21 protein-coding genes, 1 other RNA gene and 1 other annotated feature are annotated in these 23693 nt (G+C 44.3%); of the genes, 1 reads left to right on the top strand and 21 read right to left on the bottom strand.

Annotated elements, in window-relative coordinates; translation table 11 throughout:
• Positions 1-109 precede the first annotated feature (109 nt).
• The 13 genes from QVP40_RS03845 to QVP40_RS03785 all read right to left on the bottom strand — a co-directional run bounded on the left by QVP40_RS03845 (position 110) and on the right by QVP40_RS03785 (position 15207).
• Positions 110-886 carry a ZIP family metal transporter gene (locus tag QVP40_RS03845; protein ID WP_022067176.1) on the bottom strand — a complete coding sequence of 259 codons (777 nt, stop codon included), beginning with the start codon at positions 884-886 and terminating at the stop codon, positions 110-112.
• A gap of 133 nt (positions 887-1019) precedes the next feature.
• A complete protein-coding gene (locus QVP40_RS03840; RefSeq protein WP_022067175.1) occupies positions 1020-2033 on the bottom strand; it encodes an OmpA family protein in 1014 nt (337 codons plus the stop codon).
• 12 nt (positions 2034-2045) lie between these two features.
• A complete protein-coding gene (locus QVP40_RS03835) occupies positions 2046-3677 on the bottom strand; it encodes a MotA/TolQ/ExbB proton channel family protein (protein ID WP_022067174.1) in 1632 nt (543 codons plus the stop codon).
• A gap of 246 nt (positions 3678-3923) precedes the next feature.
• Positions 3924-4538, bottom strand: coding sequence for a histidine phosphatase family protein (locus tag QVP40_RS03830; protein ID WP_022067173.1), 615 nt, complete (start codon positions 4536-4538; stop codon positions 3924-3926).
• Positions 4538-6955, bottom strand: a complete 2418-nt coding sequence (gene pheT / locus QVP40_RS03825) for a phenylalanine--tRNA ligase subunit beta (RefSeq protein WP_022067172.1) — start codon at positions 6953-6955, stop codon at positions 4538-4540. Before pheT ends, QVP40_RS03830 begins: the two co-directional genes overlap by 1 nt.
• A 162-nt stretch (positions 6956-7117) precedes the next feature.
• Positions 7118-8137 (bottom strand): phenylalanine--tRNA ligase subunit alpha, encoded by a 1020-nt coding sequence (gene pheS, locus QVP40_RS03820; protein WP_138269939.1) that lies wholly within the window; start codon positions 8135-8137, stop codon positions 7118-7120.
• A 26-nt stretch (positions 8138-8163) separates the two neighbouring features.
• The gene (locus tag QVP40_RS03815) at positions 8164-8310 is read right to left on the bottom strand and encodes a hypothetical protein (protein WP_288200311.1); all 147 of its coding nucleotides are present in this window, start codon (positions 8308-8310) and stop codon (positions 8164-8166) included.
• A gap of 118 nt (positions 8311-8428) precedes the next feature.
• Positions 8429-8654, bottom strand: a binding site (T-box leader).
• 57 nt (positions 8655-8711) lie between these two features.
• Positions 8712-9623, bottom strand: coding sequence for a YihY/virulence factor BrkB family protein (locus tag QVP40_RS03810; protein ID WP_022067170.1), 912 nt, complete (start codon positions 9621-9623; stop codon positions 8712-8714).
• Between the two features lie 124 nt (positions 9624-9747).
• Positions 9748-11013 (bottom strand): SpoIID/LytB domain-containing protein, encoded by a 1266-nt coding sequence (locus QVP40_RS03805; protein ID WP_022067169.1) that lies wholly within the window; start codon positions 11011-11013, stop codon positions 9748-9750.
• A gap of 155 nt (positions 11014-11168) precedes the next feature.
• On the bottom strand, positions 11169-12224 hold the full coding sequence (locus QVP40_RS03800; protein WP_022067168.1) for an aldose epimerase family protein: 1056 nt from the start codon (positions 12222-12224) through the stop codon (positions 11169-11171).
• A 112-nt stretch (positions 12225-12336) separates the two neighbouring features.
• Positions 12337-12514: non-coding RNA, 6S RNA (ssrS, locus tag QVP40_RS03795), on the bottom strand.
• 109 nt (positions 12515-12623) lie between these two features.
• A complete protein-coding gene (thrC, locus tag QVP40_RS03790; RefSeq protein ID WP_022067167.1) occupies positions 12624-14114 on the bottom strand; it encodes a threonine synthase in 1491 nt (496 codons plus the stop codon).
• Between the two features lie 136 nt (positions 14115-14250).
• Positions 14251-15207 (bottom strand): cell wall hydrolase, encoded by a 957-nt coding sequence (locus tag QVP40_RS03785; RefSeq protein ID WP_022067166.1) that lies wholly within the window; start codon positions 15205-15207, stop codon positions 14251-14253.
• 474 nt (positions 15208-15681) lie between these two features.
• On the opposite strand from QVP40_RS03785, the gene QVP40_RS03780 reads away from it, so the two are divergent.
• Positions 15682-16278, top strand: coding sequence for an AAA family ATPase (locus QVP40_RS03780; RefSeq protein ID WP_022067165.1), 597 nt, complete (start codon positions 15682-15684; stop codon positions 16276-16278).
• A 224-nt stretch (positions 16279-16502) separates the two neighbouring features.
• Here QVP40_RS03780 and QVP40_RS03775 read toward each other — a convergent pair whose 3' ends face one another.
• From QVP40_RS03775 to QVP40_RS03740, 8 genes are all read right to left on the bottom strand, one after another.
• On the bottom strand, positions 16503-17603 hold the full coding sequence (locus tag QVP40_RS03775; protein WP_022067164.1) for a DUF362 domain-containing protein: 1101 nt from the start codon (positions 17601-17603) through the stop codon (positions 16503-16505).
• A 106-nt stretch (positions 17604-17709) separates the two neighbouring features.
• The gene (locus QVP40_RS03770; protein ID WP_022067163.1) at positions 17710-18369 is read right to left on the bottom strand and encodes an ABC-2 transporter permease; all 660 of its coding nucleotides are present in this window, start codon (positions 18367-18369) and stop codon (positions 17710-17712) included.
• The gene (locus tag QVP40_RS03765; RefSeq protein WP_022067162.1) at positions 18366-19217 is read right to left on the bottom strand and encodes an ABC transporter ATP-binding protein; all 852 of its coding nucleotides are present in this window, start codon (positions 19215-19217) and stop codon (positions 18366-18368) included. The genes QVP40_RS03770 and QVP40_RS03765 overlap by 4 nt, the downstream gene beginning before the upstream one ends.
• Positions 19218-19220: 3 nt before the next feature.
• The gene (locus tag QVP40_RS03760) at positions 19221-19595 is read right to left on the bottom strand and encodes a GntR family transcriptional regulator (RefSeq protein WP_022067161.1); all 375 of its coding nucleotides are present in this window, start codon (positions 19593-19595) and stop codon (positions 19221-19223) included.
• A 133-nt stretch (positions 19596-19728) separates the two neighbouring features.
• Positions 19729-20490, bottom strand: coding sequence for an LPXTG cell wall anchor domain-containing protein (locus QVP40_RS03755; RefSeq protein ID WP_022067160.1), 762 nt, complete (start codon positions 20488-20490; stop codon positions 19729-19731).
• Positions 20487-21344: a class C sortase gene (locus tag QVP40_RS03750; protein ID WP_022067159.1), complete on the bottom strand. Its 858-nt coding sequence runs from the start codon at positions 21342-21344 to the stop codon at positions 20487-20489. Before QVP40_RS03750 ends, QVP40_RS03755 begins: the two co-directional genes overlap by 4 nt.
• On the bottom strand, positions 21334-22185 hold the full coding sequence (locus tag QVP40_RS03745; protein ID WP_022067158.1) for a class C sortase: 852 nt from the start codon (positions 22183-22185) through the stop codon (positions 21334-21336). Before QVP40_RS03745 ends, QVP40_RS03750 begins: the two co-directional genes overlap by 11 nt.
• Positions 22186-22198: 13 nt before the next feature.
• Entirely contained in the window at positions 22199-23686 is a 1488-nt protein-coding gene (locus QVP40_RS03740) for a SpaH/EbpB family LPXTG-anchored major pilin (protein WP_022067157.1), read from the bottom strand.
• Positions 23687-23693: the final 7 nt, after the last annotated feature.

Here is a 23693-nt window from a genome sequence, read left to right as displayed (position 1 = left end):
TCTCAGTTATCGCATACTGTATACATGTTCATTTAACACATTCGACTGACTGCAGCTTTCTGAAATTCTGTCAGGACATAGATCGCTGTTTTATTATAACCTCTTTCCTTTATCCCAAAGCCACATCCAGCACCATCATCAGCACAAAGCCCACCGCAAAGGCAATGGTTCCCACATTGCTGTGTTCTCCCTCATTTGCCTCCGGAATCAGTTCTTCCACAACCACATAGATCATGGCTCCTGCTGCAAAAGCAAGGAGATAGGGTAAAAGGGGCTGGATCTGCGATGCCAGAAGAAGTGTAACGCCTCCTGCAATGGGTTCCACAATACCTGAAGCCGCACCCCAGAGAAAGGCTTTCCCCCGGGAAATCCCCGCGCCTCTGAGAGGCATGGAAATAATGGCTCCCTCAGGGAAATTCTGAATGGCAATGCCAATTGCCAACGCAAAGGCTCCTGCCATGGTCACTGTATCATTTCCGGCCAGCACACCTGCAAATACCGCTCCGGCAGACAGCCCTTCCGGAATATTGTGAAGAGTTACCGCAAGGACAAGCATTGTTGTTTTTTTTAAAGCCACCTTCGGACCTTCAGACTCTTCACTGCCAAGATGAAGATGCGGTACCGCCTTATCCATCACAAGCAGAAATCCCACTCCCAGAAGCAGTCCCGCCGCTGCCGGGATAAAAGCAAACTTTCCCATTGACCCACTCATATCCATAGCCGGAATCAGAAGCGACCATACGGACGCCGCCACCATCACCCCTGACGCAAAGCCCAGAAAAGCCTTCTGAACCAGAGGATTCAGTTCCTTTTTCATAAACAGTACGCAGGCAGCTCCAAAAGTCGTTCCTACAAACGGAATCATCAGTCCAAAAAATACATTCATGTGCAATACCTTTCCTGATGTTTATATAGCTCCTTCCACAGAGTATTCCCTGTGCTCGCAGTACATAAACCATGTTATTGTTATTTTATGCCGCATCTGCAGTTCTTGTTCCGAAAACATACAGTCCCTGATTTTAGGAAGCCGGCTGTTTCTGTGATTTTTCCGCAGTTTTCTTCTCTGTGTTGTCTGCAGCGTTATTTTCAGCATCTGCTTCTGTCATCACCTTGTTCAGCTCTTCGATCATCTCATCATCTTTTAAACGGAATTTTACCTCCACACGCCTGGACGCGTCTTTATCTACATTTCCGTTGGCATCCAGAACCGGATTGGCCATGGAATGACCATTGACTGTAAGATAATCCTGAAGCTGCTGGCTCTGATCCCCGCTAAGAAAATTGCCCTGAATGTCCAGAAGATACTGAGCCACTGCCAGAGAACGCTGCTGGGACAGATACAGGTTATAGCTGTAATCACCGTCTGTATCCGTATATCCGTCAATAATGATCTCTGCAAGATACTGCCTGTAATCTTCCTGAAGAAGAACTTTACAATAGATGGGAAGAACCTGCTCCAGCGCCTGCTTTCCTTCTTCTGTCAGTTCTGCTTCATCATAATCAAACAAAACGCTTGCCTCCAAAGTCAGAGCGCCTGTCTGTGTATCAATATCCACGTTGATATTATTTTTTGCAAATTCCTGTCTCAGAGCCTCGATCACATCAGCCTTTACTCCGATGATCTGGTCGATCTGGGCCTGCTGTTCCTTTAAAAGAGCTGTTTTTTCATCCAGATCCGCTTTCTGTGTGCTCAGTGTCGCCTCCTGATCCTTCAGCTTGGCTGCCAGCTCCGAAAGCAGCGTTTCCTGATCCTTCAGTTTTTCGTCCTGTGTTTTCAGCTGTTCGTTCTGATCCTTCAGTTGACCTTCCTTCTCATTCAGTTCATTTTGCTGGGCAAGGATCTCCAGAGTATACTCCTCCTGCAGAGCAATCTTTTCATCCCGTTCCTCAATACTTTCATTATAGCTTTTCTGTGCCTGAAACAGGGTCACGCACATGATCAGTACAAACAAAAGCAATACGCCTGCCATCATATCTGAATAAGAACGCCAGACATTAAATCCCCCGTCTTCTGATTTTCTTTTTTTGCGCATCTGTTTCTCCTTTTATCTGAATAAGCCGAATTTTCCTTTCTGTGCGTTTCTGGACAGCTCCCTTATATTTCCTGACATTTCTTCCAGAAGCTCCTGCTGCTGTTCTCCCTGCGCCTCCAGGATTTCTTTCAGCTGCTCCAGAGCTTCCGTCTGAGCGGTCTTTCCTGCGCTGAGGCGGATCTCCCCGTTATTTTTCGCCACAGAAATATCTGCAAGCAGTCTCCGGACCTGTTCCATGGTACGGTAGGATCTTTTCTGATATTCTGCAAACTCCTGCATTTTTGCGTCAAATGCCTCAACTACACGTTTATTGGCAGCGAGAACCTCTCCGCTTACTTTGCCGGCAGAAGACACTCTGTCCATACCCTGAGCCGCAGCTTCCACATATTTCTGCATGGTCTGATTGCAGGCTACCCAGAATTTGGCAGATGATGTTTCTGCTTCCTTGAGATAATCCGCAAGATGCTGGTAATCTGCCTGCTGCTGTTTTTGGATCAGCTGGTTATCCTGAACAATACGATTCGCTGTCTCAATATATTCTTTATGAGAAGCGCCTGCATCCTCCATGATCTTTTTCATGATCTGCTCATGCTGCGCATAGGAATCGCTGAGCTGTCTGCTCATTGCCTGGTAAAGATTCGTAGTGTAGTTCACATTGTCTGCCTGAGCCTCTTTCAGCTGGGACAATGTTTTTCCAAACTCCGAAAACTGTACTCCGAAAGAATCGTTCATTTCCTTTAAAAATACATTCAGGATCTCCCGTATCGCGTCTTCCTGGCACCGGGTAACAGAAGATACCAGCGTATCCAGAGAATCATTCATTTTTTTGAAGGTAGGAGTGATCACTTTCTCAAAGCTGTCCGCCATCTGTACGGAAAACTGTTCTGCCATCTGGTTCATGGCTGCTGTCTGGATCTTCTGGCTGGAGATCAGAAGATTTCTTGACTCATTTTCTGCGGAAGGCATTACATGACTGTGAAACTTTGCCAGAAATGCCTGCAGGGCCTCTGCCATGGAAGAGTACTCGATCTTCATTCCATAGGTATAGACAATGGACAGAGAAATACCATAAATAGACGTAAGAAAGGCAACCTTGATGCCGTCTACAAGAGAGGCCACCGAAGTTGTCATAGCCTCATAATTGGAGGGCTCAAAATTTTTAAGTCCCCACACCAGTCCCACAAAGGTTCCCAGGATACCAAGGCTTGTAAAAATATCCGGCACCATTTCCAGAAGTCGTTTATGTATGTGATTATCCAGTTCCTCTTCATTGAGATATTCTTCAATATCATCAATGCCCTCTTCACTTTTCAGAACACCGTCTGTAAAGGAATTCATTGTTCCGTCAAGATACGGATGATGAAAAATGCCATTCAGTGTTTCTACCTGATCTGTTCCGATCCTTCCCGGTTTGCGGAAAAGGTTTCCCAACTCTGCGGCTGCATTCTCAAGCGATTGAGTAAGATGGTTCATCCGGAACATGCCTCCGAACATTCCCACAACATAAATTGCCACCATAACGCCAAGAAAGATAAAATTATAAACCATAACGCTGACCGCGCCCTGTCCCACATACAGGGTCATGGCTACCGCGGCTGCCAGTACCGCAAGAAACAAAACAACATTTACAATTTTTTTCCTCATAGTAAGCCTCCTCATTGGTTATTATCTTAGGCTCCGCCTTGTACAGCGGGCAAATAAACGCACAATTTACCCTTTTTTCCATAATATCATATCATATGCGCCAGTACAAGCTGTAATATTCAGCTAACTATGGCAAACTCCGGATTATCATTACTGTTCACCACCTTCACAGCAACGGATCATCTCCTGTTTTCTGCCACGGCCAAAAACAGGCTGCCGCGAAATCATTCACGGCAGCCCGGGCTTTTATGCATATAATTTATCTTCTTCTATAAGGATTTCCCGTCCGTCTTTTACTTCCACAACATTAATGCTGCAGTTAGGCGGAACGCAGCCATGCCAGAAATCTTCCGGATCATGGTAGATGTTCTGAAGCAGCGCCCGTATGGCACAGCCATGAGAAGAGATCAGAATCGTTTTGTCCTGCAGATCAGGAGCTGTTGTGATCTCCTTCCAGAACTCCTCTGTTCTTTTCAGAATATCTGAAATATTTTCCCCCTTTTCCGGCCGGATAAAATTCTTCGGATCTGTAAAAAAGGTCTTCATTTCCTCACTGAGGATAGTTCCGTTTTCATCCTTAAACCTGGAACCCTCCAGAACACCAAAATTAATCTCCTGGATTCTCGGCTCCACAATAACCGGAATCTGTTTGGCCCGTTCCCCGAGAACAAGCTCTGCAGTCTGCCTTGTTCTTGTAAGAGGACTGGTAAAGCAGAGATCAAAGGGAACCTCCTTCAATGCCCTGCCTACTTTGGCGGCAAGAGAAATCCCCTCTTCTGCAAGAGGGATATCCACACATCCCTGAACCTTGCCTAAACGGTTCCATTCTGTTTTTCCATGTCTCAGAATATAAAGCTTCATCAGCTTCTCAGCTCGATTCCAAGGTCTGTAAGACCATTAAGGATTTTTTTCATAGCTGCTGTGATCTCAGCCTCTTCCAGAGTTTTATCATGGTCGCGGAATACAACAGAATACGCCATAGACTTATAGCCTTCCTTGATCTGGGCCCCCTCATAAATATCAAAGAGCTCATAGGATTCCAGGATCTTTCCGCCTCTCTGGTCCAGAACCGCTTCAATCTGGCCTGCGAGAACATCCTTTGGTACAACCATACTTAAATCACGGGTAACTGCCGGATATTTTGCAATTCCTGTGAATTTATGAGAAAATCCGGCAAATTCCAGAATATCCATAATATCGATCACTGCAACATAGGCTTTTTCTCCGATATTGTAATTATCTGCAACGATCGGATGAACCTCTCCAAGATAACCTACGGTCTTTCCTTCATAAATGATATTTGCCTGTCTTCCCGGATGGAGGTACGGTTTATTGCTGTCCGGTGTATAGGAGACTTTTTTCTTCATGCCTGCCTTTTCAAAGAACTCTTCGCAGACACCTTTCATATCAAAGAAATCGCCTGCTCCGTACATACCAAGAGTAAAATGAACTCTCTCGTCAGGAAGCTCTGTAAGAGGCAGAGATTTCGGAAGATAAACCTTTCCGATCTCATAAAGACGTACATCTTTATTTCTTCTGTTATAATTTGTTCCGAGAGAAGAAAGCATTCCATGCAGAGTTGTAGTACGCATGATGCTGTAGTCTTCCCCAAGAGGGTTGCTGATGGTAATTACCTTTCTCAGCTCACTGTCCTCAGAGATACGCAGCCTGTCAAACACCTTAGGACTTTCAAAGGAGTAGCTCATTGCTTCAGAGAATCCGCAGTATTCTGCAATGTCCCTTGCAATCTGCTCAATTCTCAGCTTAAAAGGAAGACGGCCTGTGGTAGCTTCCCCTGTAGGAAGAGTGGTTGGAATCTTATCATAGCCGAAGAATCTTGCCACTTCCTCTGCCACATCTGCCATACAGTGAATATCCTGACGGAAGGTAGGAGCCACGATCTCATTTGTTTCCGGATCAAGAGTCAGCTCCACTCTGCCAAGGTATTCCAGCATTTCTTCTTTTGTAAGGTCTGTACCAAGAAGCCCATTGATCTTTTCCGGCTCAAAAGGCACTCTGGACGGTTCTCTTGTTTCACTGCACACATCTGCCATGCCGCCCACAACCTCACCTGCGCCAAGCTCTTCCATCAGCTGACACGCGCGGTCAATGGCTGCCTGAGCATTATTGGGGTCAAGACCTTTTTCAAACTTGCCGGATGCATCCGTACGAAGGCCGATTCTCTTGGAAGACAGACGGATGTTTGTACCGTCAAAGCATGCTGCTTCAAAAAGCACTGTTTTTACCTGATCTGTGATCATGGAGTTTTCGCCGCCCATGATTCCCGCAATGCCTACCGGCTTTTTGCCGTCGCAGATCATCAGGACGTTTTCATCCATGATACGTTCCTGTCCGTCCAGAGTTACAAATTTTTCTCCGTTTTCTGCTCTGCGGACAATGATCTCATTTCCTTCGATCAGATCCAGATCATATGCGTGCATGGGCTGTCCGTATTCTTCCATTACATAATTTGTAATATCAACCAGGTTATTGATCGGACGGATTCCATTGGCAGCCAGGCATCTCTGCATCCATTTCGGAGAAGGACCGATTTTTACATTTTTTACTACCCTTGCGGTATAACGGGGACAAAGAGACGGATCCTCTACTGTCACCTTAATGTAATCAGAAACGTCCTCATTATTTCCTGTAGCTTTTACAACAGGAGGACAGAATTTTTTGTTAAAGGTCGCTGCTGCCTCTCTGGCAATACCCAGAACGCCATAGCAGTCTACACGGTTGGATGTGATCTCGTATTCAAAAACAACATCGTCAAGTCCAAGCTCTTTGATGGCGCTTTCGCCTACCGGGGCATCCTCCGGAAAAATATAGATTCCGTATTCCGGAGCTTCCGGATACATTTCTCTTGTGCTTCCCAGCTCCTCAATAGAGCACATCATGCCAAAAGACTCTACCCCGCGGAGCTTGCCTTTTTTGATCTTTACGCCGCCTGGAGTTTTTTTGCCGTCATGGCCTCCTGCCACACGGCCGCCGTCCAGAACTACCGGAACCTTGTCTCCTTCTTTTACATTGGGAGCTCCGGTTACGATCTGTACGGTTTCTGTTCCCACATTCACCTGACAGATAATAAGCTTATCTGCGTCCGGGTGTCTTTCTATTTTTTCAATCTGTCCGATTACGATTTTTTCCAGATCTGCATCCAGCTTTTCAAAGCCCTCAACCTTTGTTCCTGACAAGGTCATGGCATCTGTATATTCCTGAGCTGTCACATCCAGATCCGGCACATACATTTTAATCCAGGACATTGATGTATTCATGTTTATATCCACCTTTCTTGTTGTTTATAGATAAGATTCGTAAAAGCAAATACTCGCTTCGCTCCTGCTTCCTTTCGGTTGTATCGGAAAATCAATGAAGTTCCCCGATACAGGATTGAAGAGACCGCAAAGATAAATATCCTTTCGTATGTTTAATCTTTACTAGAATTGTTTCAGGAAGCGGATATCGTTTTCGTAAAGGAGTCTCATATCGTCGATCTCATATTTCAGAAGCGCGATTCTCTCAAGACCCACACCGAAAGCAAAGCCTGTATACTCCTCCGGATCAATGCCGCACATACGAAGAACGTTTGGATGAACGGTTCCGCAGCCCAGAATCTCGATCCATCCGGAGCCTTTACAGAAACGGCAGCCTTTTCCGCCGCATTTAAAACAGGATACGTCCACCTCTGCGCTTGGCTCTGTAAACGGGAAATGATGAGGACGGAATTTTGTTTTTGTTTCCGGTCCGAACAATTCTCTTGCAAACTCCTGAAGAGTTCCTTTCAGATCTGCAAAAGTAATATTTTTGTCAATTACAAGGCCCTCGATCTGATGGAAGGACGGAGAATGGGTAGCGTCTACCTCATCAGAACGGAACACTCGTCCAGGAGCGATCATGCGGATTGGCAGCTTGCCTTCCTCCATGGTACGGGCCTGTACCGGAGATGTCTGAGAACGAAGCAGAATGGAGCTGTTAATAAAAAATGTATCCTGCTCATCTCTTGCCGGATGGTCCTCCGGAATGTTCAGCTTGGTAAAGTTATAGTCTGCATACTCTACCTCAGGACCTTCCACTACCTCATAGCCCATTCCGATAAAGATTCTTTCCACTTCCTCCAGGGCAATGGTATTTGGATGACGGTGTCCGATCATTGACTTCTTCGCGGGAAGGGTTACGTCAATAACCTCTGCTTTCATTTTTGCTTCACGGGCAGCTTCCTCCAGTTTCTTTCTGGAAGCTTCCAGAAGCTCCTCGATTTTTGCTCTTGTCTCATTTACCAGCTGTCCTACTTTCGGACGGTCTTCCGGAGCAACATCCTTCATACTCTTTAAAATAGCTGTCAGCTCACCTTTTTTACCAAGGTAAGCCACCTTTACTTCATTGAGTTTGTCAGGACCTTCAGCTTCTTCAATACGTTTTCTGGCTGCTTCTGCCAGTTCCTGAAGTTTTTCCTTCATATCCATGGTTGTATTCTCCTTTTTTCTTATTTCATTTCATATTTGCACCTGCCGGATAAATCTGCAGTATCATTGATAAAGTCGATTACTCTGCGCTTATGCACTCCCGTAATCGTCAGCAATTCGCAATCCGGGCTTTTGTCCTGCCTGCTCATTCCTGTCAGCCCGTCCAATGTGCACAGTCTCCTGCATGCAGGCATGCGTAAACTGTGCCCGCTGTCCGGAACTTTATTTTGTATATGAGAATATTACGGAAGTAATTTCTCCATATACAAAAAACCCGCCCCTCAAAAGAGGGACGGAATATCCGCGGTACCACCCTGTTTCCTGCGTGTACATACAGGCGCTCAAAGTATCTGCTTAACGCGCAGCTACGTCATTTCCTACTGCCTCCGGGGTTCAGAAATGCAGCTCCGGCGGGAAACTGAGGAACTGTCTGAACTTAAAGAAGCTTGCAGCCGGTGACTTCTTCTCTCTGAAAGAAAACAACTCCCTATAACGCCTTCAACGCTTTTATATCTTTGTTTACTATGCCACAGAAAATTTTTCCTGTCAAGATTTTTCCGTTATTTTTTTAGTTCCTGTCTATTTCTTTTTTTCGCTCCAGCTTCCATTCCCTGCGTTTTCTTGCGATCAGCTGCCAGAAAGACAGCTTTGCCTGGCGGAACTGACTTTCAAAGTATGCGTTGATCTCTGCTCCGTACAAAAGAAGGTTCATACAGAAATACAGCCATACCATAACCAGGATCAAAGTGGAAAGGCTTCCGTACATGATACTGAAATCCGGAAAAAATGTAAAATACAGAGAAAACAGATACGAAAACACAGACCATGCCACAGCTGTCAGAAAAGCTCCCGGAACCTGGCTTTTCAGAGATGCCCTTCTGTTTGGCAGATACCGGTACAGCACCAGAAAAACAAGAAACAGCATCACAAAGACCAGAAAGGTTTTTGCCCCCAGGATCCTTCCGATCATATTTCCCAGAAACGGAACATATCCGGAAATCAGAACATGGATCCTGTTTCCCATAACCAGAAGCAAAAGACTGGCGATCAGGGCAAGTACAAACAGAAACATATAGAACATGGAGTAGATTCTGTTTACCAGCCAGTTTCGTGTTTCCTTTACATGATAAATGGTGTTCAGTCCATTGATCAGAGCCTGCATGCCCTTTCCCGAGGACCAGAGGGCCACCAGAGCAGAAAGAGGCAGCACAGCCGCGCTTTTTGAAAAAACCTCTGCCACAATATTTAAAACAAATCCCTGCAGATTTTCCGGTACAACACTCATAATAGCCTGACGTACTTCCCGGTAGGTCAGAGGTGTATACTGCACGATCGCGGTCAGGAACAAAACAAAAGGGATAAAAGACATGATCAGAAAGTACGCTGCCTGAGCCGCATATGCGCTGACATGATCTTTTCTCATTCTCTCCATAAAGCCCAGAGCCAGATGAAGAGCTCCCTTATCATTCTTCTTTTCCATAATTACTTCTCCCGTTATCCAGCTTACGACGGTTTATTTTCTGTCCAGTGCCTGAAGTCAGATACGTCTTTTATTATGATACCATGAAAATATTCCTGTGACAAGCACATGAGCGGAGGCGTTTCTAGCCCCCAGTCTGCAATATTTCAATATCTTTAAAAAAATACTCAAGAATCTCCTGACAGGTATATCCCTGTTCCGCCATTCTGTCCGCTCCTGTCTGACTCATTCCCACCCCGTGACCATAGCCGCCGCCTGTGAGAACCACAGAATTTCCCGGCTTTGCGCTGATATCAAAATAGGCGCTTGGGAGAAGCTCGCTTCCCTGCACCTGAGTCCCGTCCTTTTCTGTGATCATACTTCCCTTTGGGGACAGAAACTGACGGATATCATACTCGGTCTCAACCAGAAAATCTCCGTTTTCTGTATTTACCTGAAGCCCGGTTACAGCGCCGCTCTGATTTATTCTGGAAACAGAAACACCGAGAAGCTTTCCTGAAGCTCCCTGGATTTCCTGTGCGCGCCTTTCCAGCGTTTCCCAAAGGATCTCTGTCTCCCACTGGCTCCACGGTTCTTCCGAATCAAAACCACAGTCAACGCTTTTCAGATAAGGCGCGGGTTCCTCCGCTCCCCATATCTCGTCTGTACTGGTGACGCCGGAAGAAGTTGAAAAATAATATGCCTGAACAGGCTTTCCATTCTGACAGAGAATTTTTCCTTCTGTGTCCCTGACCGCCTCTGATGTTGCCTGCTGAGGAGCGATATTCTGGTATACCTGATAGTTTACACTGTCATCTACGTCTGCTCCGTACTTTGAAAGTCGTCCTTCCTGCATCTGTTTCCACGCATAGGTCCTGGCGCATACCGCCTGAGCTTTCAAAGCTTCCTTATGATAGCCGGAAGGCATTTCACTTGGCACCACTGCTTCCAGATACGTTTCCAGAGGCAGCTCATTGATCACAGTAAATCCCTGATCGGTCCTCTGTATCTCCAGACTTCCCTGATAAACAGGATTTCCGCACTGCCTTTGTATTGATGTAAGCTGAATCCCATTTTCATGAGCCGGTATCACCACAGGTTCCTCTGAAGCCGCCATATTTTCAAAGCTGCAGACAATCTCTTTTCCATCACGCAAAGCAGTTACCCGAGGATGAAAATACGACTGATAATCTGTTGTCATAAGAAGAACCCGTATGTTTCCGGCTTTTTCCTCCCGTGTCTCCACTTTCCCGGCGCCTTTGTTTTTTCCCGCACTCGGTACTTTTTCTTTCCCGGCTCCGGAGAACTCTCCTGTGCTTTGTATTTCAGATTCAAAGCTCTCCTGATACTCTGTATTCTGTGCCGGTTCTTTTACAGTCTCTCTTTCAGACCGACTCTGCTGCTCTGCCACTTTTATGTATTCCTGTTTTTCTCTCAGCCGCGATTCTGCCGCCCTGTTTAACAGCATCATCCACGAAAAAAGAAGCAGGAATAAAATCTGATATCTAAAAAAAATTCTGGTTTTCCTCATATTACCATTGTATGAGAAAAACCAGAAAAATATGTTTAATCTCTTACTGAAAAACGATAAACGGTTTCAGAATAATAACGTTCTCCTTTTTCCAGAACCGGTGAGTGGAACTCTTCAACATTTACAGCATTGGGCTCTACCTGTGTTTCCAGACAGAAACCATCTCTTTTGTCATAGGTATGTCCGTTTTTGCCAGCCTCCTGTTCCACAAAATTTCCTGCATAAAACTGAACACAGGGGCAGTCGCTGAGAACCTCCATTACAATTCCTGTTTTTTCACAGCGGGCGCAGGCAATTTCCCTGATCTCTGCCTGAGTATATCCGTCTGTCACGTAATTGTGATCAAATCCGCCTGTAAATTTCAGCTGTTCAAATTCTGCCTCAATATCTTTTCCAATCTGTTTTTCTTTTCGGAAATCCATTGGTGTTCCTTCTACCGGAACATTTTCTCCCAGAGGAATGGAATCTTCTCTTACCGGGGTGTAGGTCTGAGCGTGAATGGTCAGATACTGATCCAGAACATTTCCGCTGCCTTCACCTGCAAGATTAAAGTAAGAATGGTTTGTCATATTGGCAACCGTCGTCTTATCGCACACACCGGTATAAACAATACGCACAGCATTCTTTTCTGTAAATTCATATGTAACACTGATATCGAATTCTCCGGGGAATCCGTTTTCTCCATCCGGACTGATCCTGGAAAACGTCACACTGTTATTTTCCTGATCTATGTGCTTTGCCGTCCAGAGTTTTTTTTCAAAACCATCCGGACCGCTGTGGAGATTATTGTTTCCCTCGTTCTGGGCAAGAATCACTTCCTGTCCGTCCAGTTTAAAACGTCCGCCTTCTATCCGGTTTCCGCTGCGTCCGATGCATGCGCCGAAAAAGCATCCGTTTTTCATATATCCTTCCAGTGTATCGTATCCCAAAACTACATCTATCAGGTTCCCCTGACGGTCAGGAACGCAGATCTTTGTGATCACAGCTCCAAATGAAAGCACCTCTGCATAAGCGCCTGAGGCGTTCTCCAGATGAAAACATTTTACTTCCTCGCCGGACGGCAGTGTTCCAAAACTTCTTTCTGTTACCATGTCTTTTCCTCCCGCAATACCATGTATTTTTTTTTCCTTCAATGTCTGCCAGAACATCATGGAATCATTTTTATAAATAAAAAAGAGCCCTGTATATGGCTCGCTTTTTACAGAAAGTCCCGGAATGCCGTTCCCTTCCTTTTGACGCCTAGCCGAAGCCAGGTGGGTGTCCTCAACAGATGATCTGCCTACCACAACGAGAGGTCTGACATCACGATCTGCGATGTTGGAGTCCCTTCATGTCAATGTAGGTTCAAAATAAAAAGGGGCCTCGCACATTCCAGGATTTCTCTTTTCTGTTATTACTATTGTACCCTATTATATGTATTTTTTCAACATATTATTTGTAATGTGAATAATAAAATTTATATAAAATGTCACGGTTCAGTTCGCTCCGCCTCAGATTCCGAGGATTTTTCTTACGGCTTCAGGCATGTCCTCCGGAGCCACAACTGTATCATGAAGCACCGGCGCTGTACGGATCTCTTCCACTGCTGCCGGAAGTCTGACTCCACTGAGCGCAGACAGCGCGTCACAGAGCGCAAAATCATCCAGTCCCTCATATCTGTCAGAAATAGCAGTAATTACACTTCTTGCAAATTTATACGGGCTTGCTGTAGAGGCGATCACAACAGGAGTGGCATCCTCTGTTTCCCGAAGGTATTTCTGGTATACTCCTGCTGCCACTGCAGTATGAGGATCGATCACATAATCACTGCCATACCAGGTAGCGCTGATGGCTTCTCTCGTTTCTCCCTCGCTGCAGTAATTTCCGTAAAAATCTTCCAGTCCCTTTTTCATTTCTTCGGTGATCGTATATTCTCCGCCTTCGCTCAGAGATCTCATAAGCTCCGCACACGCCTGGGAATCCTCTCCGGTAAGACGGTAGATCAGACGTTCCAGGTTACTGGAGATCAGAATATCCATGGAAGGGGAAGCGGTCAGTATAAACTCACGTTTTCTGTCATAGGTTCCTGTCCGGAAGAAATCATAGAGAACCTTGTTTTCATTGGAAGCACAGATCAGTTTATGAATCGGCAGTCCCATCTGCTTTGCATAATAAGCAGCAAGGATATTTCCAAAGTTTCCGGTAGGAACTGTAATATTGATTTTTTCACCGGTATTGATCTCTCCTGCTTTTACCAGTTTTGCATACGCATAAACATAGTATACGATCTGAGGTACAAGACGGCCGATATTAATGGAATTGGCTGAGGAAAACTGAAAACCGTTTCTGTCAAGCTCTGCTGCCAGCTCCTGAGCATTAAACATCCTCTTAACCGCGCTCTGAGCATCGTCAAAATTTCCTGTGATTCCCACCACTGAGGTGTTTTTACCTTTTTGTGTGACCATCTGTTTTTCCTGAATGGCGCTGACACCGTTTTTAGGATAAAAAACAATGATCCTTGTTCCGGGAACATCCGCAAATCCGGCCATTGCAGCCTTTCCTGTATCTCCTGAGGTTGCAGTGAGAATTACGATCTCATTTTTTACATGATTCTTCCTGGCTGCAGTTGTCATCAGATGAGGAAGAATAGAAAGCGCCATATCTTTAAACGCAATGGTAGAACCATGGAACAGTTCCAGGAAATATACTCCTCCTGCTTTTTTTACAGGAGCGATCTCCTCTGTATCAAATTTGGAATCATAAGCTCTGGCAATACAGTCTTTCAGCTCTTCTTCTGTAAAATCTGTAAGAAAACGGCTCATAACCTCATAGGCTGTTTCCTGATAGGTCATTTCTGAAAGACGGTCCATAGGTACGTCAAGCTTTGGAATGGACGTAGGAACAAACAGACCTCCATCCTCTGAAAGCCCCTTTAAAATTGCCACGGAGGCTGTTACTGTTTCTTCTTTTTTACCTCTGGTACTTTTATATAATACCTGCATTGTCGTTCCTGCCTTTCTTCTGTTATGATTTATTTTTGCACCATTGTATCATGAACTTTAGCAAAATACCATAGTAAAATCACAAAAAGACACAGAAAACCCCGCGGAGCTTTTCCGCAGGGCCTGTATTTCATTTTTATTCTGCTTTTACCATCTGAACCAGATCGGAATCTGATTTCTTATTCTTTTTGTTCTTTTTATTTTTTTCGGACTTTTCCGTGTTCTGTTTTTCGGAGGATTTTTTATCTGCCGGCGCTTCCTCCGGATAGGTATAAAATTCATGGACGCCGTGTTTAAACAGTTTTACAAGATCTTTTTCAAACCAGGCAATGTTGTGTTTTTCCGCTGCCGATTTCTGGATGAAAAACAGCGCTCCCTGAGAATAATCCGTACCCTCCAGTGCCTGTCTGACCGCTTCTTTTGTTTCCTCTGTAACTGTAACCTCATTGATACGTCCGTCTGCCACAGGCGAAAACTGAGGTACCCCATTATCGTACTCCCAGATCACATCGGTTACAGTATCCGGAAACTCCGGATGCTTCACCCGGTTCATGATCACATTGGCAACCAGTACACGGCCTTTGATATCTTCGGTCCCTGCCTCTGCCTCCACGATCTGCAGAAGATTCTGATAATCCTCATCTGACATCATAGTTGCAGAGGATGACATGGATACCATTCTGGAATCAAAATCATTAACAGCAGCAGCCATAGATTCACTGAGATCAATTCCCTCTGCGCTTTTTCCAACTCTCTGAACTCTCTGCCCTACCACAACGTGTTCACAGGAGGTTCCGATCCGGTATATGTCAGAGCCTTCTGCCGGAGTTGCACTGAGTCCGGAAACTACTCCTGCTATTCCTGTAGGAAGTTCATAATCTGTACCTTCAGAAAAATCATATGTACTTTCTGCTTCGGAAGCAGCGTAAACTTTATGCTCCCGGTCACTGCCTGTCACTATGCCGCCTGCCAGGACTCCTACCGCTGCCAGAGCACATACACTCAGCGAAAGAAACCCGTGTACCGATGCATTTCCTGTTGTTTTGTTCCCTTTCTGTAATTCATGATTTTGTGATACTTTCCTGTTCCTCATAACTTTACTTTCCTTGCATTTTTATTATGTCATCTTTTATTTCTTTTGTAACATTTTCGTAATGCATAGGAAAATTATATTTAATATCAGCTCATATGTCAAGCTATATTTTTTGTTTTTATACTATTTCACCAATTATATCACATGAATTCCATGAATTTTCATGATTTTTTCATGTAGTAAAAATTATTTTTTAAGAAAAAATTACATTTTCTAAACTCATTATAAGTACATCTGATGACTTCGTCAACCATTTTACATCGACTGGTTCCGACAGTAAAAAAGTCTCTTATTCTTTCTTTTTTATGTGTAATTTCGTTTCCCGGACCTAAAAAATGTGGTTTTGTATTTTCTGATATATTTGCAGTTTCTTTTTATATTTTTCATATTTTTAAAAAGTTTTCGTAGAAATTACCTGATAATTATGATATGATAAAAACATATAAAAAGCGTGTTCAGAAGGGAGGATTCCATATGAGTAAACGTATTATTACCATCAACCGCATGTACGGAAGCGGAGGCCGGGTACTTGGAAAAGCGCTGGCAGAAAAGCTCGGCTATGCATTTTATGACAAAGAACTGATCGAGCTTGCAGGAAAAGAGAAGCAGATTCCTTTTCATGAGCTTGCAAAAGTAGACGAAAAAAAGCCCCATCAGTGGCGCTTTTCCGGAGATCATGATGTTCAGATCACCCCTGACTTCTACACCGTTCCCATGAATGACGTTCTCTATGAAGCCCAGAGAGATATCATTCTTTCTCTGGCAGAAAAGGGCAGCTGCGTGATCGTGGGACGCTGCGCCAACCAGATCCTGAAAGGCCGTTCTCTCAGTGTGTTTATTCATGCACCCTTTGATCTCCGGGTCAGAAATGTACAGGCACGGACCGGAAGAGAAGAACGCAGCGCACGAAAAATGGTAAAGCGTACAGACAAAGAACGCCGGGCCTATTATGAATTTTTTACAGATGCCAAATGGACAGACTTAAGCCAGTATGATCTGTGCATTGACAGCAGCCGGTTTACTCAGGATCAGATTCTGGAAATTCTCACAGAGGCTGCCAGAGAATGCTGAATCCGGTTTCTGAGTCATGGAGTCTCTTTCTGATATCCCGACAGATATTTTCAATTGCTTAAAATTTTATATTTTATTTCGCAAATGATCAAATACTGGATTTTTTGTAATATAATCCGTAATATACGGGCATAAAAGAATTTTCGGTTCCTATATGTACAACGTACAGAGCATACAGAAAATCACCGGCTGACCTGCAATTTCAGAACAGCCGGTGATCTTTTTTAATTCTGATGATTTTCGATGTAATCCTTCAAAAATTTATATACTTCCGTTTCTACAGGGGGACAGCCTTCCAGATGATGTCGGAAATTTCTTGTACAGTGTCCAATGCCAAGTTCTCCTGTTTTTCCCCGGAATCCCTGTCCGATATGGATTTTTTCGTGCAGCTTTTCCAGAAGGCCTTCCTGTTTCAGCATATCAAGCGCCGGAATCAGATATCCGTAACAGGCGCTGCAGGATTCTACTTCCTCAACAGCATCTGCCAGTTCTACAACCTTACGTGATTTCGGAAGCTGTTCTCCTGTATCCGCTCCACACGCCCGGATATCAGCTTTTTCAAGCTCAGAGCATCCTACGCCCAGTCTGCCTGCCAGTTCCACATAGGGAACGTCCGAAATCTCATAATGCATCAGATTGCACACATAGGCGTCCATCAGGACCGGATCCCGGCCTGTCAGCACCCGATTCATTACAACGGGATTTCCTCCATCCTCAAAATCCAGATCCCCGCAAATATTATCTACCACAATAAAATCCTGACGGATACCCATATTCAGATGAGCAATCGGTTTATGAAGCCCCAGTGAATGAAAACGCCTTTTTTCCGAATTCGGGATCAGGCCTTTCATATTTTTAAGGGCGCAGGTAATTTTGGTCTGGCAATGTCCCTTCAGCACAGGAACATTAATGAGAAAATCAATGTCCTTTACGCTGGTGCAGATATGAAGCTCCATTCCCCCACAGTCTGCCGTATAGCTTTTGTCCTTTTGTGTGTCATGAAAGACTACTCCGTACTCATCACAGAGTCTGTCATATCCGCAGGCATAGAAGGCATCCATGGTTTTATCTCCCACCCAGGAACCCTCCATCAGCGTCAGATTTCGGAACCCTCTTTCCTGAAGATATTCAATAATGCCTGCCAGAACCTCAGCGTGGGTGGTTGCCCCGTTAGACGGATGAGAAGGGGAAACCATATTGGGCTTGATTCCGATACGAAAAGCTTTATTTCCAATCTGCTCTGCCAGCCCGCTTTCTTCCAGAATCCTTTTTGTCATTTCCTTATACTCTGTTCCACATGTTATAAAAATCTGATTTTTTTCCATAAATGCCGTTCCTCCTGTAACAGATAAATCACTTTTTATACAGGATACCTTATTTTCCCGGAAAATTCCAGAGCCTTTTCTACAGGAAACATACGGACCAGGTATTTTAAAATTCTTTTTTCTCCAGGGCCTTTACGCTAAATGTATAGGAGATCAGCATGATCACCATACAAAAAACCATAACGCCCAACACAAGCGCCAGCTTGGGGATATTTTCCTGGGCGTCTCTGATAAGAGCGTCTATGTCTACAGAAAACAGCTTAAAAAGATATCCGATACAAAAACTGGCCAGAAAAATCGCTACAACAAATCCCATTCCCACAATGCGGGATTTTTCCGGTCCAAATTTAATTCTCGTAGGGATCATTACCGCTGTCATAATCTCAGCAATAGCAAAAAAAACAGGAAAAACAAGCAGCATCGGTTCTTCTCCATGAATCAGGGGCATTTTAAATATCACAGTTCCCAGAACTGCCGCAATGACAAGTCCCACCGCTCCGGATAAAAAACAGATCAGATACTTTTCTTTTATATAAGTTTTTTTGCTGACAGGAAGACTCATCAGAAACGGCATTCCGTTTTCAAAATCATCATAGGAAAGTGTAGAAGCTCCGGCAAGCGCCAGCATGATCATAATAAAACTGGAAGAAAAACTTCTCATCTCCTTATTGACAAGTCCTAAAACAATCCCCATTGCTATTACTGCCAAATATACTTTACCTGTATTATAAAGCAAGGCAAGGTCTTTTTTCAAAAATCCTTTCATAATGCTTCTCCTTTCGTCATCATGGTCAGTACCTGGTCTACAGTACCCCTTTCCACTGTAAGATCCGGATAGTTTTCCTGATAAAACTGTCTCTGATCTGTAAGGCAGCTATAGCCGAAGGCTTCTTTTCTGATCCTGAGAAGGTATCTTTTATCCAGAGAAGAAAAGGTTCTTTCATCTGTCTTCAGTACCCCGTAATTACCCAGAATCCTGTCAGTTTCCTCTTTCATCACGATTTTTCCCTGATGGATCATATAAATCTCATCACAGAACTGCTCCAGATCTGAAGAAATATGGGAACTGATCAGAATTCCCCTGCCCGGAACCTCCATATACTCTCTGAGAAGATCCAGAATCGTTTCCCTGGACATAACATCCAGTCCGGCTGTAGGCTCATCCAGAATCAGAAATCTTGCGTTCACACTTATGGCAAAAAGTATTTTCAGCTTTGCTTTCATTCCTGTTGAAAATTCCTTCAGCTTCTTATCAACAGGAAGCTGGAAACGCAGGCACTGCTTCTCAAATTCCTTTTTCTGAAATCCCGGATAAAAGTCTCCCATAAAACTCATTAGCTGAGCCACTGTCAGGTATCCGGAAAAAAAGCTGTCCGAAAGAACCGTACCTATCTCTCTTCTGTCATTTTCTGACAGATCTTTTCTGTTTTTTCCAAAAATCCGTATTTCTCCGGAATCCGGCTGTACAAGGCCCAGAAGCATTTTAAAGGTTGTACTTTTTCCTGCTCCGTTGGCCCCGATAAGTCCGGTAACGCAATCTTCCTGAATCTTCATGGAACAATCAAGGGTAAAATCTTTATATTGTTTTTTTACCTGATCAAGTTCTGCAAGCATAGTTTATTCTCCCTCCATTATCAGCCGGAACAGATCGCAGATTTCCTCATCTGTCAGCCCGCCTGCCCGCGCTTTGCGCACAGCCTCGTCCAGATCATGTTCCAGCTCTTTTCTTCTTTCTTCCATGATCATCCCCTGATTGGCCTCTGCAATGAAGCTGCCCTTTCCATGGACAGTATGCACCAGCCCTTCTTCTTCCAGATAATCGTATGCTTTTTTTACAGTCAGAGCGCTGATCTTCAGCTCACGGGAAAGCATCCGGACTGACGGAAGCGCTGTCCCCGGAGCCAGATCACCATTGATGATATCTGCCCGGATCTGTGATACGATCTGTTCATATATAGGAGTCATGGATGTATGATTAATAATGATATGCATATCTTCTCCTCCTGTGCAAACAGTATATAACAGTATGTAACTGTTGTCAAGTGTTATATACTGTTTGTTCTTTTTTCTTTTTGTCTATAAAAAAGAAACAGCTTGCCTCATATGTAAGACAAGCCGTTTTTCCTTATTTATCCTTATGAAGTTTTTTTCTTCTCTTATAAATTATGATTCCAAGAGCCGCCAGAGCTGCGGATGCTGCAATAAGCAGAATCAGAACCGGAAGTATCTGTGTGGAATCTCCTGTTCTGGCAGTCTTTTTATAAACAGTCTGATCTCCGGAGCCATAGTGATAAGACGGCTCATTTCCGCTGCCTGGATTTTTTTCCACAGGAGTAACAGTCACCCTGGGAGCAGAGGTGGGAGATGGTTCCGGACACTCTGGTTTTTCTGCCTTTACCATTGCCTCTCCATGAAAAATCTCCATTCCGCTTTCATCTGTATAAGGGAGAAAAATCAACGTGTTCTGTATTTTTCCATAGGTCTCCTGTCCGGACATCTGTGTGATCAGATAACCGCCCGGCTTCAGCCCTGCAAACAGAACAGTTCCTGACTGGTCTGTCATTGCATTTCTGGAAGGAATCTCTTTTTTCTGAACTTCCTGCACAAGTTTTTCTGCTGTTTCTCTTACACTGGCAGCAGTGTCCAATTCTTCAGGAGTAATCCCAATATCATTAAGCGAAGGAATCCAGACAAATTTATCTGTCTTTCCCGGTATTTCCGGCTCTGCTACCTGATATACGGCAATTCCCACATGCTCCGCAGATGTATTCAGATCCGGAAGACTGACCTTCAGTGTAACGGCATCATTTTCCGAAGCCCGCACACCTGATGCCGTTACAAGCAGCACCGCTGCCAGAACAATCATATTAAAAATAAACTTTTTCATTCCTTCTCTCCCTGCCTGAATTTTTTCTTTCTGATGCGAATTACAAATACTGTAACAGCCAGTATCACAAAAACCACTGCAAGACTGACTATAAGTCTTGAAAGATTTCTGTCTTTTTTGTGTTCCACAGAACTGACTGTATCTTTTTCCTGAGGCGTTACCATTTCTGTGCGTTTTCCCCGGATCAGAAGCCTGTGAGTATTGACACCGTAGGGCGTACAGGTCACAAGGGTCGCATAATCCTGCCTAGGAATCACAGACAGCTCCTCTGTCTGATCCGGAAGGACTGTACAGATCTGATCCACTCGATAAAAAAGGTCTTTACCCAGAGTGCTGATCACAAACAGATCCCCCTCTTCCACTTCATCCAGTCTGGTAAAAAGGTCAGCAGAGGGCAACCCTCTGTGTCCGGAAAAGACTGTGTGCGTACTTTCTCCTCCTACCGGAAGAGAAGAACCCTCACAGTGTCCCACACCTTTTGCAAGATCCTTTTCTTCTGTTCCATGATAAACAGGAAGCTCTACTTCTATTTTGGGAATCGTGATGCTTCCCATCACTCCGATTTCTCCTGTTTTCAGAAGATTTTCATATCTTTTCGGATCCTGCTGACTGGCATAAAAAGCCCCGTGATTAAAATCCGGCTGTTCTGCCAGTTCCCGGTTATATTGATCTGCCTGAGCTTTCATCTCCTGATACTGAAGATCTGTAACAGACTCTCCGGCTTCACGGTACTGACGAACTACCTCAGCCTGCCGGATATGCTCCAGATATCCAGAAAAAGCAGGGTAAAGGAAGATTCCTGCGCCAGTAAGCATAAGCATGATCAGAAATATTTTCAGGCCCTTATTTCTCATGTCGCTTTTCCTTCCTGTATTTCACAACCGGCCTTATCAGCAGATAGTAAAAGAAAATCACTGCTGCCACTACAACTATGGCAATCAGAATCTTATTTTTCCTGTTGTCAGCCGTATCCTTCTGGTTCCAGTCTTTCCATGTTTTCTGTACTTTCTGATCATAAGGTACTCTTTTTCCCCGCACAAGAAGACGGTGGGTATTAACGCCATATGGCGTACAGGTTACAAGAGTGACGTAATCCTGTTCCTCTGACGGCTGCAGATCCCCGGTATCTTCAGGAAGAACGGTTTTGATCTGATCTACTTCATAGGCAAGCGTCTCATCAAGTACCTGAATAAAAAACATATCTCCTTTTTCCAGTTTATCCAGATCTGTGAACAGCCTGGCTTCCGGAAGTCCCCTGTGGGCACTGAGAACCGCATGGGTTCCGCCTCCGCCCACAGGAAATGCAGTATTCTGAATATGTCCGACGCCTTTTTTGAGAACCTTTGCCTCTGTTCCATGATAAACAGGGAGCTTCAGCTGAATCTTTGGAATAATAAGGGTGCCAATCTGACCGTTATTTTTGTTCAGGATTTTCAGATACTCTTCCGATAACTGCTGATTCATCTCTTCTGTAAAAGGATCGATCACAACTGTCCTCTTCAGATTTTCATTAAATTCTCTTGCTTTCTGCAGTTCTTTTTCTGTTTCCGCATCATTCATCTGCTTTACCTGGTTACTGTAATCTTCTACTACTTTTGCCTGATTCTGGCTGTTCAGATAAGCACTGACAGACGGATACAGAAGGATCGAAGCACCCAGCAGAAATAAAACACCTGCAAAAATCCTTATTTTCATTGTCTTTCATCAGTTATTTGTTTTCTTTTTTGTTCAGTCTGACCAGAAGTACGGCTGCACCAACCATCACACCAATACCAACTACAGTAAATACCACTGTGCCAATACCGCCTGTAGACGGAAGAGTGAAGCCTTTTGTGTTAATGATATCCAGCTGAGAGCTGTTTGCAGAATCTTTTGTTACTGAAAACTCTACCGGATCCTTCAGCGCTGTATATCCGGACGGAGCCTTTGTCTCTTTCAGATAATAGGTCCCTGCAGAAAGTCCGTAGAATTTTACAATACCGTCATCACCGGAAACAATCGGATCTAATTTGTTTCCTGCCTTATCATAAACGGTTAATTCCTGCTTGCATTCCTTATCTGCATACACTCTGAATTCAGCGCCTGCAAGTCCGTTTTTCTTATCATCCTTCTTAGTAAACTGATATCCGTAAGTTTTTACTTTTACCTCATCAAACTGTACGTCAATGCTATCATCATTCTGATAATCAAGTCCTGCTGTGTTTGTTACTTCATCTCTGACAACTGCATCTTTTGTCAGAATAGCATCATAGGTGATTACCACCTTTATATAGGTATTTTTCAGATTTTTATCTGGTTCTGCAAAGGTAAAGGTAATGTTTGTCTCCGCTGCTCCGTCAGAATTTTCCGCAGGCTCTGCTGTCACAAGAGCTTTCAGATCAGTTCCTTCAGCATCCTGGTCACTCTTATATCCTGTCACCTTCCAGGAACCTGCTTGGAAGGCCAAGCCTTTGCTCATGATATCACGGATAATATACTTTTTCAGAGTTCCGTCTCCGGAAGGAACCTCGGAAGTAATTTTAAAGGTAACCGTATTTCCTACTCCTGCACTTGCATTTGTCTGATCCTGAGTTCCCTCAATTTTGTCAATTTCTTTTTTTCCGATGATCTCATCCACTGAGTTTTTGGGTTCTGCAACAACATCATAAACCCACTGATTATTTACCAGGATCGGCACAGAGACAATAAAAGGATTACAGAATTCTTTGACTCCTGCAGGCGCCTTTGTTTCTGCCACAAGATAAACCGCCTTGTCCACAAACTTTCCGGGTGTTTTTCCGTCTGTTCCGGTAACACCTAATGTATTGACAGCTAATGCGGTAATCTCTTTTTTCTTTGTTTTTACTGCCTCAGCCAACGCGGACTGCATAGCCGCTCCATCATATACCTCTGTTCCGTTATCTGTATAAACAGGAGCAAGTCCTTCTGTCTTCAGATAACCGAGCAATTCATCATTCGTGATGGTGTATCCCAGCACAGGAGTCCCCTCTGACTGATAAAATTCACCAATTTCCACATAGTTAAAAGTAACATCTGCTATCGGCTCTTTATTCTCATCCTGCTTAAAAATCTGCAGGGAACCCTGTCCGCTAAGATCAGGGGCGGTGGCTGCGCTTACTGCTCCTGCAGTTCCCAGAAGCATTACTGTTCCCATAAATACAGCTGCCATACGTTTTAACATACTTTTTTTCTTCATATACCTT

This window comes from Blautia sp. CAG:257, from assembly GCF_000433815.1.
Taxonomy (GTDB): domain Bacteria; phylum Bacillota; class Clostridia; order Lachnospirales; family Lachnospiraceae; genus Blautia_A; species Blautia_A caecimuris.
Note: the sequence above shows the minus strand (reverse complement) of the source record. Positions and strands in the feature narration are given on the sequence as shown.

Bases quoted from the DNA above. Each gene is read 5' to 3' on its own strand.
- QVP40_RS03835 (WP_022067174.1), bottom strand. From the start codon at position 3,677: ATGAGGAAAAAAATTGTAAATGTTGTTTTGTTTCTTGCGGTACTGGCA.
- QVP40_RS03755 (WP_022067160.1), bottom strand. From the start codon at position 20,490: ATGAAAAAGTTTATTTTTAATATGATTGTTCTGGCAGCGGTGCTGCTT.
- QVP40_RS03750 (WP_022067159.1), bottom strand. From the start codon at position 21,344: ATGAGAAATAAGGGCCTGAAAATATTTCTGATCATGCTTATGCTTACT.
- QVP40_RS03810 (WP_022067170.1), bottom strand. From the start codon at position 9,623: ATGGAAAAGAAGAATGATAAGGGAGCTCTTCATCTGGCTCTGGGCTTT.
- QVP40_RS03840 (WP_022067175.1), bottom strand. From the start codon at position 2,033: ATGCGCAAAAAAAGAAAATCAGAAGACGGGGGATTTAATGTCTGGCGT.
- pheS (WP_138269939.1), bottom strand. From the start codon at position 8,137: ATGAAGGAAAAACTTCAGGAACTGGCAGAAGCAGCCAGAAAACGTATT.
- QVP40_RS03770 (WP_022067163.1), bottom strand. From the start codon at position 18,369: ATGAAAGGATTTTTGAAAAAAGACCTTGCCTTGCTTTATAATACAGGT.
- QVP40_RS03760 (WP_022067161.1), bottom strand. From the start codon at position 19,595: ATGCATATCATTATTAATCATACATCCATGACTCCTATATATGAACAG.
- QVP40_RS03785 (WP_022067166.1), bottom strand. From the start codon at position 15,207: ATGAGGAACAGGAAAGTATCACAAAATCATGAATTACAGAAAGGGAAC.
- thrC (WP_022067167.1), bottom strand. From the start codon at position 14,114: ATGCAGGTATTATATAAAAGTACCAGAGGTAAAAAAGAAGAAACAGTA.
- QVP40_RS03775 (WP_022067164.1), bottom strand. From the start codon at position 17,603: ATGGAAAAAAATCAGATTTTTATAACATGTGGAACAGAGTATAAGGAA.
- QVP40_RS03745 (WP_022067158.1), bottom strand. From the start codon at position 22,185: ATGAAAATAAGGATTTTTGCAGGTGTTTTATTTCTGCTGGGTGCTTCG.
- QVP40_RS03780 (WP_022067165.1), top strand. From the start codon at position 15,682: ATGAGTAAACGTATTATTACCATCAACCGCATGTACGGAAGCGGAGGC.
- QVP40_RS03830 (WP_022067173.1), bottom strand. From the start codon at position 4,538: ATGAAGCTTTATATTCTGAGACATGGAAAAACAGAATGGAACCGTTTA.
- QVP40_RS03800 (WP_022067168.1), bottom strand. From the start codon at position 12,224: ATGGTAACAGAAAGAAGTTTTGGAACACTGCCGTCCGGCGAGGAAGTA.
- QVP40_RS03740 (WP_022067157.1), bottom strand. From the start codon at position 23,686: ATGAAGAAAAAAAGTATGTTAAAACGTATGGCAGCTGTATTTATGGGA.
- QVP40_RS03845 (WP_022067176.1), bottom strand. From the start codon at position 886: ATGAATGTATTTTTTGGACTGATGATTCCGTTTGTAGGAACGACTTTT.
- pheT (WP_022067172.1), bottom strand. From the start codon at position 6,955: ATGAATACATCAATGTCCTGGATTAAAATGTATGTGCCGGATCTGGAT.
- QVP40_RS03765 (WP_022067162.1), bottom strand. From the start codon at position 19,217: ATGCTTGCAGAACTTGATCAGGTAAAAAAACAATATAAAGATTTTACC.